This is a genomic window from Salinirubellus salinus, assembly GCF_025231485.1.
Classification (GTDB): domain Archaea; phylum Halobacteriota; class Halobacteria; order Halobacteriales; family Haloarculaceae; genus Salinirubellus; species Salinirubellus salinus.
Window position 1 is genome coordinate 1046637 of the sequence record NZ_CP104003.1, and the last position, 14985, is coordinate 1061621.

The 14985-nt window shown below is 68.8% G+C and carries 24 protein-coding genes; 12 read left to right on the plus strand and 12 right to left on the minus strand.

Translation table 11 applies throughout. From position 1 onward, the window contains the following. Positions 1-63: 63 nt before the first annotated feature. The 11 genes from rpl7ae (at position 64) to N0B31_RS05815 (ending at position 6410) form a co-directional block, all read left to right on the plus strand. On the plus strand, positions 64-426 hold the full coding sequence (rpl7ae, locus tag N0B31_RS05765; RefSeq protein ID WP_260594902.1) for a 50S ribosomal protein L7Ae: 363 nt from the start codon (positions 64-66) through the stop codon (positions 424-426). A 1-nt stretch (position 427) separates the two neighbouring features. Then, complete coding sequence (locus N0B31_RS05770) at positions 428-652, plus strand: 30S ribosomal protein S28e (protein ID WP_260594903.1); 225 nt, start codon at positions 428-430, stop codon at positions 650-652. Next, on the plus strand, positions 652-1065 hold the full coding sequence (locus tag N0B31_RS05775) for a 50S ribosomal protein L24e (RefSeq protein ID WP_260594904.1): 414 nt from the start codon (positions 652-654) through the stop codon (positions 1063-1065). Before N0B31_RS05770 ends, N0B31_RS05775 begins: the two co-directional genes overlap by 1 nt. Then, the gene (ndk, locus tag N0B31_RS05780) at positions 1062-1541 is read left to right on the plus strand and encodes a nucleoside-diphosphate kinase (RefSeq protein WP_260594905.1); all 480 of its coding nucleotides are present in this window, start codon (positions 1062-1064) and stop codon (positions 1539-1541) included. The genes N0B31_RS05775 and ndk overlap by 4 nt, the downstream gene beginning before the upstream one ends. A 155-nt stretch (positions 1542-1696) precedes the next feature. Beyond that, positions 1697-2323 (plus strand): YIP1 family protein, encoded by a 627-nt coding sequence (locus N0B31_RS05785; protein WP_260594906.1) that lies wholly within the window; start codon positions 1697-1699, stop codon positions 2321-2323. Beyond that, complete coding sequence (locus N0B31_RS05790) at positions 2324-3571, plus strand: COG1361 family protein (RefSeq protein WP_260594907.1); 1248 nt, start codon at positions 2324-2326, stop codon at positions 3569-3571. 3 nt (positions 3572-3574) lie between these two features. Further along, positions 3575-4075, plus strand: coding sequence for a hypothetical protein (locus tag N0B31_RS05795; RefSeq protein WP_260594908.1), 501 nt, complete (start codon positions 3575-3577; stop codon positions 4073-4075). Further along, entirely contained in the window at positions 4062-4721 is a 660-nt protein-coding gene (locus N0B31_RS05800) for an ABC transporter ATP-binding protein (RefSeq protein ID WP_260594909.1), read from the plus strand. The genes N0B31_RS05795 and N0B31_RS05800 overlap by 14 nt, the downstream gene beginning before the upstream one ends. Beyond that, entirely contained in the window at positions 4718-5860 is a 1143-nt protein-coding gene (locus tag N0B31_RS05805) for an ABC transporter permease (RefSeq protein WP_260594910.1), read from the plus strand. Before N0B31_RS05800 ends, N0B31_RS05805 begins: the two co-directional genes overlap by 4 nt. Continuing rightward, positions 5861-6100, plus strand: a complete 240-nt coding sequence (locus N0B31_RS05810) for a hypothetical protein (protein ID WP_260594911.1) — start codon at positions 5861-5863, stop codon at positions 6098-6100. It begins immediately after the preceding gene. 43 nt (positions 6101-6143) lie between these two features. Beyond that, positions 6144-6410, plus strand: coding sequence for a hypothetical protein (locus N0B31_RS05815; RefSeq protein ID WP_260594912.1), 267 nt, complete (start codon positions 6144-6146; stop codon positions 6408-6410). A gap of 74 nt (positions 6411-6484) precedes the next feature. Here N0B31_RS05815 and N0B31_RS05820 read toward each other — a convergent pair whose 3' ends face one another. The 12 genes from N0B31_RS05820 to N0B31_RS05875 form a co-directional block, all read right to left on the minus strand. Beyond that, entirely contained in the window at positions 6485-7582 is a 1098-nt protein-coding gene (locus N0B31_RS05820; RefSeq protein ID WP_260594913.1) for a methionine synthase, read from the minus strand. Beyond that, a complete protein-coding gene (locus tag N0B31_RS05825) occupies positions 7579-8571 on the minus strand; it encodes a 5-methyltetrahydropteroyltriglutamate--homocysteine methyltransferase (protein ID WP_260594914.1) in 993 nt (330 codons plus the stop codon). The genes N0B31_RS05820 and N0B31_RS05825 overlap by 4 nt, the downstream gene beginning before the upstream one ends. A gap of 58 nt (positions 8572-8629) precedes the next feature. Next, entirely contained in the window at positions 8630-9214 is a 585-nt protein-coding gene (locus tag N0B31_RS05830) for a HemK2/MTQ2 family protein methyltransferase (RefSeq protein WP_260594915.1), read from the minus strand. Next, positions 9211-10410, minus strand: coding sequence for a mechanosensitive ion channel family protein (locus tag N0B31_RS05835; protein ID WP_260594916.1), 1200 nt, complete (start codon positions 10408-10410; stop codon positions 9211-9213). Before N0B31_RS05835 ends, N0B31_RS05830 begins: the two co-directional genes overlap by 4 nt. Then, complete coding sequence (locus N0B31_RS05840) at positions 10407-11261, minus strand: 16S ribosomal RNA methyltransferase A (protein ID WP_260594917.1); 855 nt, start codon at positions 11259-11261, stop codon at positions 10407-10409. The genes N0B31_RS05835 and N0B31_RS05840 overlap by 4 nt, the downstream gene beginning before the upstream one ends. Positions 11262-11348: 87 nt before the next feature. Beyond that, positions 11349-11939: a DUF655 domain-containing protein gene (locus N0B31_RS05845; RefSeq protein WP_260594918.1), complete on the minus strand. Its 591-nt coding sequence runs from the start codon at positions 11937-11939 to the stop codon at positions 11349-11351. Positions 11940-11999: 60 nt separating this feature from the next. Next, positions 12000-12356 (minus strand): RNA polymerase Rpb4 family protein, encoded by a 357-nt coding sequence (locus tag N0B31_RS05850; RefSeq protein WP_260594919.1) that lies wholly within the window; start codon positions 12354-12356, stop codon positions 12000-12002. Further along, the gene (locus N0B31_RS05855) at positions 12353-12646 is read right to left on the minus strand and encodes a 50S ribosomal protein L21e (protein WP_260594920.1); all 294 of its coding nucleotides are present in this window, start codon (positions 12644-12646) and stop codon (positions 12353-12355) included. Before N0B31_RS05855 ends, N0B31_RS05850 begins: the two co-directional genes overlap by 4 nt. A 67-nt stretch (positions 12647-12713) precedes the next feature. Then, positions 12714-13256 (minus strand): DoxX family protein, encoded by a 543-nt coding sequence (locus N0B31_RS05860; protein WP_260594921.1) that lies wholly within the window; start codon positions 13254-13256, stop codon positions 12714-12716. 146 nt (positions 13257-13402) lie between these two features. Further along, positions 13403-13651, minus strand: a complete 249-nt coding sequence (locus N0B31_RS05865; RefSeq protein WP_260594922.1) for a DUF7331 family protein — start codon at positions 13649-13651, stop codon at positions 13403-13405. 251 nt (positions 13652-13902) lie between these two features. After that, positions 13903-14169 (minus strand): elongation factor 1-beta, encoded by a 267-nt coding sequence (locus N0B31_RS05870; protein WP_260594923.1) that lies wholly within the window; start codon positions 14167-14169, stop codon positions 13903-13905. Between the two features lie 2 nt (positions 14170-14171). Next, the gene (locus N0B31_RS05875) at positions 14172-14351 is read right to left on the minus strand and encodes an HVO_2753 family zinc finger protein (RefSeq protein ID WP_260594924.1); all 180 of its coding nucleotides are present in this window, start codon (positions 14349-14351) and stop codon (positions 14172-14174) included. Between the two features lie 182 nt (positions 14352-14533). On the opposite strand from N0B31_RS05875, the gene N0B31_RS05880 reads away from it, so the two are divergent. Next, positions 14534-14980, plus strand: coding sequence for an ester cyclase (locus tag N0B31_RS05880; RefSeq protein WP_260594925.1), 447 nt, complete (start codon positions 14534-14536; stop codon positions 14978-14980). The last annotated feature ends 5 nt before the right edge of the window (positions 14981-14985 follow it).

Consider the following 14985-nt stretch of genomic DNA (forward strand, 5'->3'; position numbering starts at 1 on the left):
GGACTCGGGGACTGTCCGACAGGCGGGGGAGCGCGAGCCCACGCGCGGGAGGTGAACACCACAATGTCAGTATACGTAGATTTCGACGTCCCGGCCGAACTCGAGGAGGACGCGCTCGAGGCCCTCGAGGTCGCCCGAGACACAGGTAGCGTACGAAAGGGGACCAACGAGACGACGAAGGCCGTCGAGCGCGGCAACGCGGCGCTCGTCTTCGTCGCCGAGGACGTCTCCCCGGAAGAAGTCGTGATGCACCTGCCGGATCTCTGTGCCGAGAAGGAGATCCCGTACCTCTTCGTCGGCACGCAGGACGACGTCGGCCACGCGGCCGGCCTCGAGGTCGGCAGTGCGGCAGCCGCCATCGTCGACGCTGGCGAGGCCGCCAGCGACGTGGACGACATCGCGGCGAAGCTCGAGGAACTCCGGTAAGATGTCCGCGGAAGAGGGAGGCTCCGATTCCACGCCCGCCGAGGTCATCGAGATCGTCGGCAAGACCGGGATGCACGGCGAGGCCATGCAGGTCAAGTGCCGCATCCAGGAGGGCTCGAATCAGGGCCGCATCATCGCGCGAAACGTCATGGGTCCGGTCCGCGTGGGCGACGTCATCCAGCTCCGCGAGACCGCCCGCGAAGCCGACGCCATCGGTGGTCGATAATGGTCCAAAAGCGAACCTGTGACTACACCGGCGAGGACATCGAGCCCGGCACGGGCATCATGTACGTCGCCAACGACGGCACCATCCTCCACTTCGTCGACTCGAAGGCGGAGAAGAACTACCTGATGGGCCGCGAGGCCCGCGACCTGGAGTGGACCAGCGCCGGCCGCGCCAACAAGGGTCCCGCACAGGAGCAGGTCGAGGCCGAACCCGAGCCCGAACCGGTCGAGGAGACCGAGACGGAGGAGGAAGCGGCCGAGGGCGCCGCGCCCGACCTCGAAGCGGTCGAGGAGGACGCCGAGGAAGTGCAGGACGACGCCGAGGCGGTCGACGCGGACGTCGACGAGGGCGCTGAGTCCGAGGAAGCCGAAGCCGAGACCGAGACCGACGACGAGGAGGACGACGAGGAATGAGCCACCACGACGAGCGCACCTTCGTGATGGTCAAGCCCGACGGCGTCCAGCGCGGCCTCATCGGGGACATCGTCTCCCGCTTCGAGGACCGCGGCCTGAAGATGGTCGGCGGGAAGTTCATGCAGATCGACGAGGAGCTCGCCCACGAGCACTACGGCGAGCACGAGGGCAAGCCGTTCTTCGACGGTCTCGTCGAGTTCATCACCTCCGGACCCGTCTTCGCGATGGTCTGGGAGGGTGCCGACGCGACCCGCCAGGTCCGCAAGATGATGGGCGAGACCGACCCCGCCGAGTCCCCGCCGGGTACCATCCGCGGCGACTACGGACTCGACCTCGGTCAGAACGTCATCCACGGCTCGGACCACGAGGACGAGGGTGCGAACGAGCGTGAGATCGCGCTGTTCTTCGACGAGGCGGAACTCGTCGACTGGGAGCTGGACTCCGCGGCGTGGGTCTACGAAGACGAGGACCACTGAACGAGCGAGCGTCGGCTGGCCCTCGGGCCGCCACGCTCGTCACCGCGATTCACTCCCGACCGTCAGCCCTCGAGCGACGGCTCCGGAACCCGGACGGGGTCCGGGTTCCCCCTCGCTCAACGTAGTTTGAAGTGTTCAGCGGGCGACCGACACGTGTGATAGCCCTCCTCACGAATCCAGATGCCTTCTTCGAAGCGCGACACGAGTCACCGTCCCTCCTCGGCCCGGCACTCGTCGTGACGCTGGTCGGTCTCGCCGGCGTCGTCGGGAGTTACCCCATCCTCCAGGCGACGCTCACGGCACTCCCTGCCGAGGCCGGCGCGTTCGTCACCGCCATCCAGGTGTTCGGTGCCGTCTTCGCCCTCGTGGCCACGTACGTGATCTGGCTCCTGTACGCGGTGGCGTTCCACGTCGTCGGATCGGTGGCGTTCGACGCGAGCGGCGAGTTCCGGACCACCCTGACGCTCGTCGGCTGGGGGTTCGTCCCGGCCGTCTTCGGTGCCATCGTCGGCGCGGGGGCCAACTTCGTCGTCTTCTCCGGCGTCAGGTTCCCGCAGGACCCGCAGGCCGTCCAGTCGTTCGTCCAGCAACTCCAGTCGCGCCCCGAGTTCCTCGTCTCGGGACTGGTCGGTATCGTCTTCCTGCTCTGGAGTGCGTTCCTCTGGACGTTCGCGGTGCGACACGCCGAGTCCCTCGGCCTGCGGGAGGCCGGGTTGACCGTCGCCGGGCCGGTGGCGCTGGCCCTGGTACTCAGACTGAACGGCATCTTCGGGGTGGTCTGAGTGGGGCGTGGCTTCTCCGTCGTACTCGCGCTCGTCGTCCTCTGCTCGGCGTTCGCGGGGGTCGGGTTCGTCGCCGGCACGACGCCGCTGAACGCCGCGGTCACGAACGTCACGGTCACGCCGGACCCCGCGGTGCCGGGCGAGCGGCTCGTCGCCGAGGTGACCATCGAGAACTTCGCGTCGAGCAGCGAGGCCTACCGCATCGACGCCGTCGCCATCCGGAACGCGGGCGGCCGGCTCGACGAGCTCTCCCGGGTCGAGGACCCCGGTGTCATCTCGCCGGGCGGGTCGCTCACCGTCCCGTTCGGGCTACGGTTCCGCGACCCCGGCGAGAAGACGTTCCGGGTCGTCGTCTACGGCGAGGGCCAGCAGACCGAGGACGACCTCCAGCTGACCTACCCGCTACGCGTGTCCGTGACCGACGCGACACCGAAGGTGGAGGTGGACCTCCGTCGGCCGGTGGCCGGTGTGACCACGAACGCGACCGTGACGCTGGCGAACGGCGTCGACCGCGAGCTTCGGAACGTGGAGGTGCGGCTCGACGGTGACGTGACCGTGGAGCGGCCGCGGCGCGTCCGGTCGACACTCGCCGCCGGGGAGACCACCACGTTCGGGTTCGAGGTGACCCCCGAGACGGCGGGCGAGACCGACCTCGACGCGACGGTCGAGTACACGCTGGCCGGGGGACCGACCCGGACCGTGAACGCGTCCACGACCGTCACGACCCGCGAACTCGACGACCGGGTCCGCCTCCGTGGGAACGTCTCGGGTGGGCAGGTGCTCGTGACGGCGACCAACCTCGGGAACGTGGCCGTCGAGAAGCTCGTCCTCGACGCCAGTGGCGACGGGGCTTCGGTCGGCGAGCGAGTGGTGTCGACGCTGGCCACCGGCGAGTCCCGCACGGTCGCGCTCCCGGTCGAGTCGCTCGACGCGCCAGACGGGGTGGCCACGGTCTCCGTCGCCGGGACCTACGAGGTGGCGGACCAGCCACGGGAGGTCGACGGCGACACTGTCGTGCTCCGCCGGGCGGTGGCGCTGAACGCGACTGCCGCCGACGGCGGTGTCTCCGTCCAGGTCTCGAACCTCGGGTCCGTCTCGGTCGAACGCGTGGTTGTCCGCGGGTCCGCGCCGGACGCGATGGTCGGGCAGGCCGTCGTCCCCACGCTGGCCCCCGGCGGATCCGCGACGGTGACGCTCCCCGTGAGCGGCCTCCGCCGTTCGGCCGACGTGTCGGTCACTGGTCGATAGGAGGTGGGGACGACAGCCGCGAGCGCGACCGGAGACGAGGTCCGGCTCGAACGGGTCCCCGGTCGCGTCGAACTGACTGGCGTGGACGTCGGGACGGAGGACGGGACGACGACCATCTCCGGGTCGGTGAGCAACGTCGGACTGGCGGACGTCGACGCCGTCGTCGTCCGTGTCGTCGCCAGCGAGGGGGTCACGCCGGTCGCCCCGAACCGCGAGTACTTCGTCGGCACCGTCCCGGCGAGCGACTTCGTCTCGTTCGACGTCACCGCCCGTCTCGACCCGAACACCACGAGCGTCCCGCTGAACGTGAGCTACGTGGCCGACGGCGACCGTCAGAGCCAGACGGTGGCAGTCCCCATCGACGCCCCACTCACGCCCGACCCCTCGGGTGGCGGTGGAGGGACCGGGGGACTCCTGCTGCCGGCGCTCGGTGGGCTCCTCGTCGTGGTGGTCGTGGCCGCCTTCGTCCTCGTCGCCTGGAGGAATCGCCGTGCCGGTGATTGAGGCCCGTGGCGTCACCAAGCGCTACGAGTCACGCAGCGAGACGGTGGAAGCGCTGGCCGACGTCGACCTCGCCATCGAACCGGGGGAGTTCGTCGCCGTCATGGGCCCCTCCGGCAGCGGGAAGTCCACGCTGTTGAACGTCCTCGGTCTGCTCGACGTACCGACGGAGGGTGACGTCTACCTCGACGGCGAGCCGACCGTCCGGCTGTCCGACCGGGAGCGGACCCGTGCACGCAAGCGGACCATCGGCTTCGTGTTCCAGAACTTCTACCTCATCCCGACGCTGACCGCGCTGGAGAACGTGGAGGTGCCGCGGTTGCTCGACCGCGACCCGCGGATGGAGGAGCGGGCGGCCGACCTGCTCCGGCGCGTGGGGCTCGGCGACCGCCTCAACTACCGGCCCGACGAACTCTCGGGGGGGCAGCGCCAGCGCGTGGCCATCGCCCGCGCACTGGTGAACGACCCGCGGCTCGTGCTGGCCGACGAGCCGACGGGGAACCTCGACCGCGAGACGGGCCGGAGCGTCCTCACGCAGTTCGAGGACGTCTGTGAGCAGGGCGTCGCCGTCGTCGCGGTGACCCACGACGACCAGGTGATCGACTACACGGACCGCGTGGTGAACATCGTCGACGGACGGATACAGTGAACCCGATATACCGCCGGTTCCCGACGTTGCTCATCGCGCGGCGGAACCTCGCGCGCACGAAGGCCCGGTCGGCGCTCGCGATGCTCGGCATCGTCATCGGCGTGCTCGCCATCGCCTCGCTGGGCGTCTTCGGTGCCACCCTCTCGCAGTCCGTGGCGGGGTCGCTCGGCGACATTGGCAACCAGATCGTCGTCTCGCCGGCCAGCGAGGGGCCCGGCGAGGCCACCCCGCTGACCGACCGCGAGGTGCGCGAGATAGAGCGCGTGAGCGGCGACGCCCAGGTCGTCCCGGTCCGACAGAACGTCTCGCGTGTCTCGTTCAGGGGTGAACAGACAGTGGCGACGCTCTACGGGATGCCGGACCCGGCGGCAGCCTACGAAGTCGAGCGCGGACGCATCCCGTCTCCGTTGCGGAGCGGTGCGCTCGTCGGAGCGAACCTCGCAGACGACCTCGAGGTGGACGTCGGGGACTCCCTGACCGTCGGCAACCGGACCGTCCGGGTGCTCGCCGTCCTCGAACCGGCCGCGGGATTCTCGCCGGTCGACCCAGGGTCCGCCGTCGTGCTGCCGGTCCGCGACGTGGGCGGCACAGGGTTCACCTCGGTCGTCGTGGACGCGGAGTCCGGCGAGGCGGCCAACGAGACGGCCGTGGCCATCCGGGCGGCGCTCAACGAACGTGAGGAGCGGGTGAGCATCTTCGAACTCGGTCAGATCGTCGAACAGGTCGGGAGCGTGTTCGAGGCGGTGAACCTCTTCCTCGTCGGCATCGGCTCCATCTCGCTCGTGGTCGCCGGCGTGAGCATCCTGAACGTGATGCTGATGAGCACCATCGAGCGCCGCGGCGAGATCGGCGTCCTCCGCGCGGTGGGCTACCAGCGCCGCGACGTGCTGAAGATCATGCTCTCGGAGGCGCTCCTGCTGGGCCTCGTCGGCGGGGCCGTGGGTGCGGTGCTGAGCCTCGGCGGGGGCCTCCTCATCGCCCAGCTCATCCTCGGTGACGCGGCGAGCGCGCTCACCCCGACCAACGGACTCTACATCCTCGCGGCGCTCGGGTTCGCCATCGTCACGAGCGTCCTGAGCGGCCTCTACCCGGCCTACAAGGCGGCCAACGAGGAGCCGGTCGAGGCACTCCGGGGCTGAGTGGCAGGACCCCACGAGCGCCTGCCCCGGAGCTACGAGTTCCCAAACTCGATGAGCGAGATACTGAACGCGCTCCTCGCCACCGACCTCGAACTCGAGTTCGTCCACGAGCACCCGTGGTCGGAGTTCCGCCAACCGAGTGGGATGGAGGTCGACGACGAGGGGCGGTGGTGGCTCCCCGGACTCGACCACGACCTGCCGTTCCTGTTCTCGATACGGACACGCGAGCCCAGCGCGTGAGAACCGCCAGAGGGCTCTTCCGTCGCGAACCCAAACGTCCGCTATGCTCTGTAGAGCACTCGCAGTGGTGAGCGGGACGTTCGGAGCGCTGTTCCCCGGTCGGGTCGTCGAGACGACGAAGCAGGCGTTCCTCGGGGCGGCCTACGAGAACCCGGAGGATCTCCGCGCGAAGGAGTGGTACGTCTACGCGGTCCGTCTGCAGTCGGCGCTGGTGGCAGTCGCCGGCCTGCTCGCCATCGTCCTCGGGGTGTTCGGCGGCGGCGAAGACGATGCCGAGCCCGAGGACGCCGGCGAACCGGTGGCCTCCTGACCGGAAGGTACCGGTCGGCCTCCCCTGCGTCGCGTCTGCGTCGCAGGGGGAGCGCAGAGAGGCGGAATCGACGGTCAGTCGTCGGCGGGTGCCGCGCTGTTCCCGCTCTTCTCACCCGCGTACCCGACCGTGATCTCGCCCGCATCGAGTTCCTCCTCGATCTGTCGGGCAGCCTTGACCATGTTCTCCATCTTGCCGTACGCGATGTCACGGGGGAGGAGCTTCAGCCCGCAGTCCGGAGAGACGGTGAGGCGCTCCGGCGGGACCACCTCGAACCCCTTCTTGATGTTCTCCTTGATGACCTCGACCGGTTCGACCTCGGCCGTGTGGGCGTCGACGACGCCGAGCGCGAGGTCCTTCGTGAACTCCTCCTCGGTGAAGACGGGGAGCTGGTCGTAGTCACCGTTGGCGAGTTCGAGGTCGAACTCGTGGACTGGGAACTCGAGCATCTCCGGGTAGATGCGCGAGTAATCGCCGTAACAGACGTGGAGGCCGAGGCGAACGTCGTCGTCGACGTCGTCGGCGATGCGCTCCAGACACTCGCCCACGATGGCGTGGTCGTCTGGCGTCGTCGCGAGCGCGGGCTCGTCGATCTGGATGTACTGGCACCCGGCCTCGACGAGCTTGTCGATCTCCTCGTTGACGAGGTCGGCCAGCGCGTAGGCCAACTCCTCCTCGGAGTCGTACGCCTCGTTGAACGACCAGTTCGCCAGCGTGTACGGCCCCGTGATGGGGACCTTCACCGGACGGGTCGCGGCGTCGGCGGTGAACTCGAACTCCTCGACGAGCCACTGCTCGTCGTACGCCACCTCACCGACGACCGACGGCTTGTCGAAGTAGTTGTGGCCCCAGACCTTGACCGGGCCGTTGAACTCGTAGCCGTCGATGCGGTGGGCGAAGTACTCGACCATCTCGTTGCGCCGCATCTCGCCGTCGACCACGACGTCGAGACCCGCACGCTCGTGCTCGTCCGTGATGACGCGACAGGCGTCGTCCTCGGCCTCGTGCAGGTGTTCGTCGGTGAACGAGTCGCGTTCCTCGTGGAGCTCCTTCGCACGGTTGAGCCACTTGGGTTTGGGGTACGAGCCGACCACGGTCGTCAACAGGAAGTGGTCGGTCGAGTGGTCGTCCGGGCGGAACTGCTCGCGGGTGTCGATAGCGTTGTAGCTCATGCTTCCAGCACCTCCTCGGTGGCCGCGGCCAGCGCGTCGAGCTTGGCCTCGGCCTTGTTCGTCGGCAGGTAGAACAGTTCGGTGTTCGCGGTGGCGTAGACGGTGTCGAACGACTGTGCGGGCACCTGGTCCTCGACCCACGCGATGCGCTCGCTGATCTCCGCCGGCGTCTCGACGAGCGTGTTCTGGCCGTCGACGACACCCATCGCGATGTCGTCTTTCGTGCCGTACTCCTGCAGGTTGTACACCGTGGTCTCGTGGTCGCTCACGAGGTCGAAGCCGATGGCGTCCACGTCGGCGTCCATCAGGTGCGCGTAGGGCTTCTCGGGGATGGCCCCGAAGTAGGTGTGGACGACGACGTCCGAGTCCACGGCGGCGGCGACCCGGTCGATGGCCTCGCTCGCGGCCTCGTCCAGCCCGTCACCGGGTGCGTTCTCGACGAGCGACGGCTCCAGCAGGAACAGTGTCTCGTGCTCGGGGAGCGCGTCGGCCTCCGCCGCGAGGAACTCGGCGATGCCCGCGAGGAACGACTCCTCGTCGCCGTAGTGCTCGTCGGTCGCGAGGTCCGAGAGCGAGTACGGACCGGGCAGGACGGCCTGGAGGTCGCTCGCATCGACGTCGACGGCCTCGAGTTCGGCGGCCACGTCGCCGTCGAACGTCAGGTCGCCCGTGACGACCGGCTCGCGGTAGAAGTTGTTGTTGTCGTAGTACCGGACGATGCCGCGGGTCTCGACGTTCTCGTGGACGGCCAGCGGGTGGGCGAGCATATCGTCCCAGCGGGCCTGTCCCTCGACGATTCGGTCGAGCCCCGCCTCGGCCTGCCGGTCGACGAGTTCGGCGCGGACGCGGTCGTACGTGCTGGCGATCTCCTCGCCCTCGTCGCCGGAGACGAGGTCGGACTTCTGGTGGCCCTTCAGGTCCGAGAGGTCCTCCTTCGCCCAATCAGGCAGGGGGAACAGTCCCGGAGTCGTGGCTACGACGTCCCTCATTGGTGGCGCTTGGGAATGACGCCGTATAATAATTCCTACATCGGCGTATGTTTCGCAGTTATTCCGGTGTGAGTTCGAGGACCACGAGTCGCTCGAACGGGAACGACTCCTCGGCCACGCGCTCCGTGGCGAGTCCGTTCGTGGCGGCCCGCGCCGCCACCGCCTCCAGTCCCGTGAGCGAGGAGACCAGCAGGAGCACCCGGCCCTCCGGCGCGAGGACCCGACCCACGGCGTCGAGGAACGGGTCGACCACCCGTCGCCCGTCCTCGCCGCCCGAGAGGGCCGTCTCCATCCAGTCGTCGCCCTCCACCTCCGGCGGGGTGGGAAGGTACGGCGGATTGAACAGCACCCAGTCGAACGCGCCGTCGCGGAACCCGGAGACGAGGTCCGTCCGGACCACCGGAACGCCGGCGTCGCGCGCTCGCCGGCACGCGTGGGGATTCACGTCGCAGCCGTACACCGACGCCCCCGTCTCGGCGGCGACTGTAGCGGCCACGTAGCCCGACCCCGTGCCCACGTCGAGGGCCACGTCGCCCGACCCGAGGCGCTCGCTCGCGGTCTGGGCCAGCAGTCGCGAGTCCTCGGCCGGGTCGTACACCGGGGAGTCGAGGCCGCGACGGGCCGCGAGGTCCTCCTTCGTCACGAGTCCTCGGCCTCGTCGCGGTCTTCCTCGTCCGGGCCACCATCGGCAGCGGCCTGGTGCGGTTCGGGTGACTCGCTCTCCTCGCCGGCGTCGTCGGCCTGTACCTCGCGGGCGGGAGCGACCTGCAACCCGTCTGTCTCGGGCCGCCCCGAGAGTTCGCGCTGCGGATAGGGTATCTTCACCCCCTCCCGCTCGAACGCACGCTTCACGGACTCCACTACCGCGTTCTGCGCCTGCCACTTCCGCTGTATCGTCGGGTCGTCGATCCAGAATCGGAGCGTGAGGACCACCGCGCTCCCGCCGAACTGGTCCATCACGACGTCCGGGCGAGGAGTGTCCACGACCGCATCACACTCGGTCATCGCCGCTTCGGCGATCTGTGCGGCCTCGGCTACGTCGACGTCGTAGTCGATACCCACGTCCACCGTGAGCCGCAACTGGTCGGTGCGCGAGCGGTTGACGATCTCGTCGTTGGCCACGTTCTCGTTCGGGACGAGGACGTGCTCGTTGTCGAAGGTGCGTATCTCGGTGTTGAACACGCTCACGTCCGTCACCGTCCCCTCCTCCTCGCCGACGACGACCCAGTCACCGATCTCGAACGGGCGGGCTAACAGGAGGACGAACCCCGCCAGCACCGACCCGAGCGTCTGGCGCGCGGCCAGGCCGACGACGACCCCGAAGGCACCCGCGCCGAGGAGCAGGTCTGCGGGTCTGGTCCCCCAGAGCGCGACGACGAACAGGAAGGCGGGGAGGAAGACGAGGAACTGGACGACGTGGTGGCCGATCTCCTTCTGGTGGGTGGTGATGGTGTCCCGCTCGGACTCGCGTTTGATGACGCGCTTCGTGACGCGGGTGAACGTGAACGCCGCGCCGAACACGAGCAACGAGATCATCAGTTTGACACCCGCCTCCGCCGGGTTGCCGGGGACGACGGCGTCGAACGCCGTACTCACGGTGTCGCCGAGTCGCCAGACCTCCGTCAGGACGACGGCCGCGGCCGTCCCGAACGCCGTGACCACCACAGACTGGATAGCCTCCACGAGCGCCTCGTCGTCCACGAGCGCCTTCAGCCGGCTCCCGAGGCGGTAGACGCCGTAGCTGCCGAGCAGGAACGCGGCGAGCACCACGGTGGTGGTGACGACGCGCGGGTCGCCCCCCGTCCCGAGTGACCCGACCTGCTCGACGGCCGGACTCACGCCGCGCCCACCTCACGGGCGAGCACGGCGAGTTCGGCGAACTCCGCCGGCGTCACCTTCCCCGCGCGCTTGCGCAGGAGGTCCTCGTCGGCCGCCTCGACCAGTGCCTCGGGGTCCGCGAGCCCGGAGATGTGCGCCGTGTTGCGGATAGCGTTACGCATCGTCTTGCGACGCTGTGTGAAACAGGCGGTCACGAGGTCCATGAACGCGTCCTCGTCGGGCACCTCGTACTCCGGGTCGCGGGGGGTACACCGGACCACGGCGCTCTGGACCGCCGGAGCGGGGTCGAACGCCTCCTTCGGGACCGGCTCGACCACCTCGACGTCGGCGTAGTGGCCCGCGGTCACCGAGAGCCGGCCGTACGCGTCGGTGCCCGGTGCGGCCGCCATCCGCTCGGCGAACTCCTTCTGGAACATCAGCACGAGCGGGCGTTTCGTCGGCAGCAGCCGGAAGGCGATCTCCGAGGAGACGCCGTACGGGAGGTTCGAGACAGACGCGGAGAACTCGGGGAGGTCGACGTCGAGTGCGTCACCCTCGACGACGGTGAGCCGGCCGGCGGCCACCTCGTCGGCGAACTCCGCGCGGAGGAACCCCGCGAGCGTCGGGTCTCGTTCCACCACGGTCACGCGGTCGGCCGCGGCGAGGAGGCGGTCGGTCAGCGCGCCGGTCCCGCCACCGACCTCGAGGAGGTGTGAGCGGTCGGTCCCCTCGGGGAGGTACTCGACCAGTCGGTCGAGGACCCGGTCGTCGACGAGGAAGTGCTGGTCCCGGTCCGGGTCACCTCGCACGCCCGCCCGACGGACGAGGGCGTCCGGGTCCCGGCGGCCGGTCGGTCCACGCTGGTCGCTCATCTGGTTGCCACTCCGTACTCGGTGCCCGGTGAAAAGGGTCACTCATCGTGTGGGCCACGAGAGGACAGTAGGTGGGCCGGTCGGCGTTCAGCCCTCCCGCGCGAATATCCGGTACTTCAGGTCCTCCTCCCTGAGTTCCTCCATGATCCGCTCGACGAGCACCTCCTTCGGGCGGTGGAGGCCGGAGATGCGCTCGTCAAGGTCCTCGAACGACTCGAAGGGGCCGCGCTTTCGCTCGTCCAGGATGTCGTTGCGGAGTTTCTTCCCGATACCGGGGAGGAGGTTCAGCGCGTGCAGGCGCGTGGTGATGGCCTGCGCCTCGTTGAAGAAGTCGACGAACCGCCGCTCGTCCTCCTCGACCACCTCCTCCACGGCGTACTGGAGTTCGGACCGCGCGGCGCCCGAGAGGTCGTCGAAGTCGACGTTACGACTCCGACGGACCGCCTCGTCGGCGGGATCGAACGCCACACGGTCACCGATAGTAACCTTCACGTCCGGGTCGAGCACCAGCTCCAGGAGGCGGAACGGCTCGACACCCAGCGCGTACGCGATGGGATCGTTGTCGAACCGGGCGCGGCCCTCCTGCGGGCGGCCGTTCGGGAGCACGTCCAGGACCACGGCGATGGCCGGGGCCTCGGCTCCCGACTCCATCTCGGCGTCGGAGTTCGCGTCGCTCATGTCATACGGATATGGTGAGCGAACGTTAAAAACACGCGGGGCGGTCCCCGGTCGGGGGACTCAGGCGTACTTCGCGACGACGTTCAGAATCTCGTCGAGTTCGTCGCCGTCGAGCGAGTAGCGGGACTGCGAGAACACCGAGCGGACCTCGTCGCGGTCGCGGGGGAGGAGGTCGGCGATCTTGTGGGCGGTCGCCTCGTTCACCTTCTCCAGTTCCTCGAGTTCCTCGACCAGCGCACGGGCGTCGTCACCGCTCATCGCGGAGAACCGGTTGACGTGCTCGATGGCGCGCGCCAGTTCGTAGCGCATCTCACGCTCCTCGTCGAGGGCGCGCTCGGTCTCGATGTCGGCGAGCAGTTCCTTCGCCTCCGCGACGGTGAGGTACTGCTCGTCGACGATCTCCTTGAATATCGTCATGCCTGCTGACGGTTGAGGTGGGCGGGGGCGACGACGACGACCTTCTTCTTGCCGCCGTCGTTGATCTCGACCTGGAAGCAGCGCCCCTGCTTGCCCTTGACGGTGCCCGTGTGGCCCGTGAAGCGGGCGTGCGGTCGGCCCTTCGGGACGCTGGGGTCTATCTTGACGTGGACGCGCTCGCCCTCCTCGTACTCCTGGATGGCTCGCTGCGGCGGGGAGGTGCCGCGCTCTCGGGGCTTGTTCTTCAGTTTGTTGCGGGTGCCGTGCAGGGGTCCGTTGGAACTCGGCATAGTCGTGACCCACTGTTGTCCACTCGCGATTATAAAAGGTGCGAAACGCCGCGTCGCCCGCGCTGGGTCAGCCGAGCAGGTAGCGTGCGCCGGGCAGGTCAGCCAGTCGGGTCCGCTCGAGGACCGCGTCGACGCCCAGTATCCGCCCCGCGCCGAGCGCCCCGAGCCCGAACAGTAGGAGCGCGTAGACCACGTGGTCGTCCACCACCAGTGAGTGGGCGAGCGGCAGGCTGGCGGCCCAGTAGTTGAGCATCATCACCGCGCCCCCGAGGCCCGCGAGGCGGACGAACGCCCCGAGCATCAGGGCCGCGCCCACCAGCGTGAGGCCGACGGCGTTCAGCACCGCCAGGGTCCCCGCGTAGGGCTGGAGCATGGCGAAGTAGCCCGCGAACGGGTTGGCTGCCGTGCCCGCCGCGCCGGCGACCATCCCAGCTGTCGCCTCACGGAACCCCTGCAGGCCCATCAGGTGGTTCACACCGGGGTAGAGCAGCGCCCAGCCAATCACCAGACGCAGGGCGAGCATCGCGTAGCCGGTCGCGGTCCGGTCGTAACGGACGGCCATCTCCCGGCCGAACAGTTCCGTCTCGAACTCCGTTTCACTCGTCGCCATCGGCGTTCACCTCGGCCGAGAGTAGGGGCGTGATGCACAAAGAGGCGGCCAGTGGTTCCGACCGCCGCGGAATGAGGGAGAACTTTGAAGTCGCCGAACTCGCCCCGGAGAAGTATCCGTGGCTCCCGAGAGCCGTGGGACGGCCCTCAGCGGTGCTCCACGAGGTCGACCGTGGTGTCGCTCTGCACCCACGCCCCCTCGACGTCCGCGTCGTAGACGACGTACTGTCCTTCGGAAGGGGAGAGGGACTCGACCGACGCCTCCCAGGCCGGCTCCGAGGGCTCCGGGTACCGGTCACCCTCGACCAGTTGGCGGGCCTCCGCCTCCGGGAGGCCGTTCATCGCCGCCTCGAACGCCCACACCGCGAGCGGGTCCTCGGCGTCGGTCGTCCTCATCGGCCCCCTCCGGGGCAGCGGCGGTCCCCCCCACGTCCGTGTCGGGTCCCTCGGTGCATCGTCACGTCTCGTTCGCAGAGACCGTTCCACCTGATAAATCCCCGACCACGGTCTCAGATACTGAACCGTCCGAATTCACATAATGCGCCGGGCATACCCGGGGCTCGCCGTGGGCGCGCCGACGCGAGCGTCCAGGACGGACGCGCCGCTATCCGGTTCGTGACGGACGAGAATCGAGTCGGGAGACCGACTCAGATACGGCCGACCTGTTCGACCTTCACGGACTCGACGCCCTCGACCTCGGCGAACGCCTCCTCGACGGCGTCACTCCCGCCGGCGTCGTCGGGGACGATGACGGTGGGCAGCAAGGCGACGAGGCCGAAGGCCACGTCGTCGCGGTCGGTCCGGGAGATCTTCGCGCCCTCCGGCAGGGCGTTCTCCAGTCGCTCCTGGAGTTCGTCCAGGTCGATGTCCGGGCTCTGCGGCATGACCTTGAGCTGCGCGGCGACCTTCCCCATCGTTACGGCCCCGTGAATCCGCAGTCGTCACACTCGTAGAGGTTGCTCTGCTTGCGGCAGGTCGAACATCGGAAGATCAGGTTCCCGCAGTCCGGGCACTTGAACCGGGCAGCGTTCGTCCCGGAGATGTTGATACCACACGAGACGCACTGGCGCGTCGCGTGCTGCTGGCTCTCGCTCATACCTCCCGTGAGTCACGTCGCGACTTTAAGCCTTCTCAAACGGCCGGAGGGGCGAACCGTCCCGCCCGCGAGTGTCGGGCGAAACGACAGTGGACGCTACGCGCTCGAAACCAGGCGTGCCTCTAATGTGCACCTGTTCGAAGATCGGGCAGTACCCACGGCGCACCGTGGGCGCCCCAACGATGGTCAGGACCGACGCGGAGGACTGTGAGGCACTGTTCGAACGGGAGGTCGCCGAGCTCTGGAACGGCGACGGGGTGGACGTGGTAGACGAGTTGTACGCCCCGGAGTTCGTCGCCAGTCCGACGCCGGACGACGACTGGCCGGCAGTGTCGACCGACCGCTCGTCACTGAAGGCCGCCCACAGGGAGTGGAACGACGCGTTCGCGGCACTCGAGACCGAGGTCGACGGCCTCGTCGTCGACGGCCACACCGTCCACGCCCAGTGGCGACGGACCGGCCGCCACGAAGGGACGTTCCGGGGCATCGCGCCCACGGGGAACGACATCGCCGTCTCGGGGTACTCCTACCGACGTGAGCGCGGCGGCCAGTTCGTCGAGGCGACCGACCAGACGGAGATGCCCACGCTGTTGTCACAACTGGGCGTCGAGGCCGACCTCGAGCACTGACCACC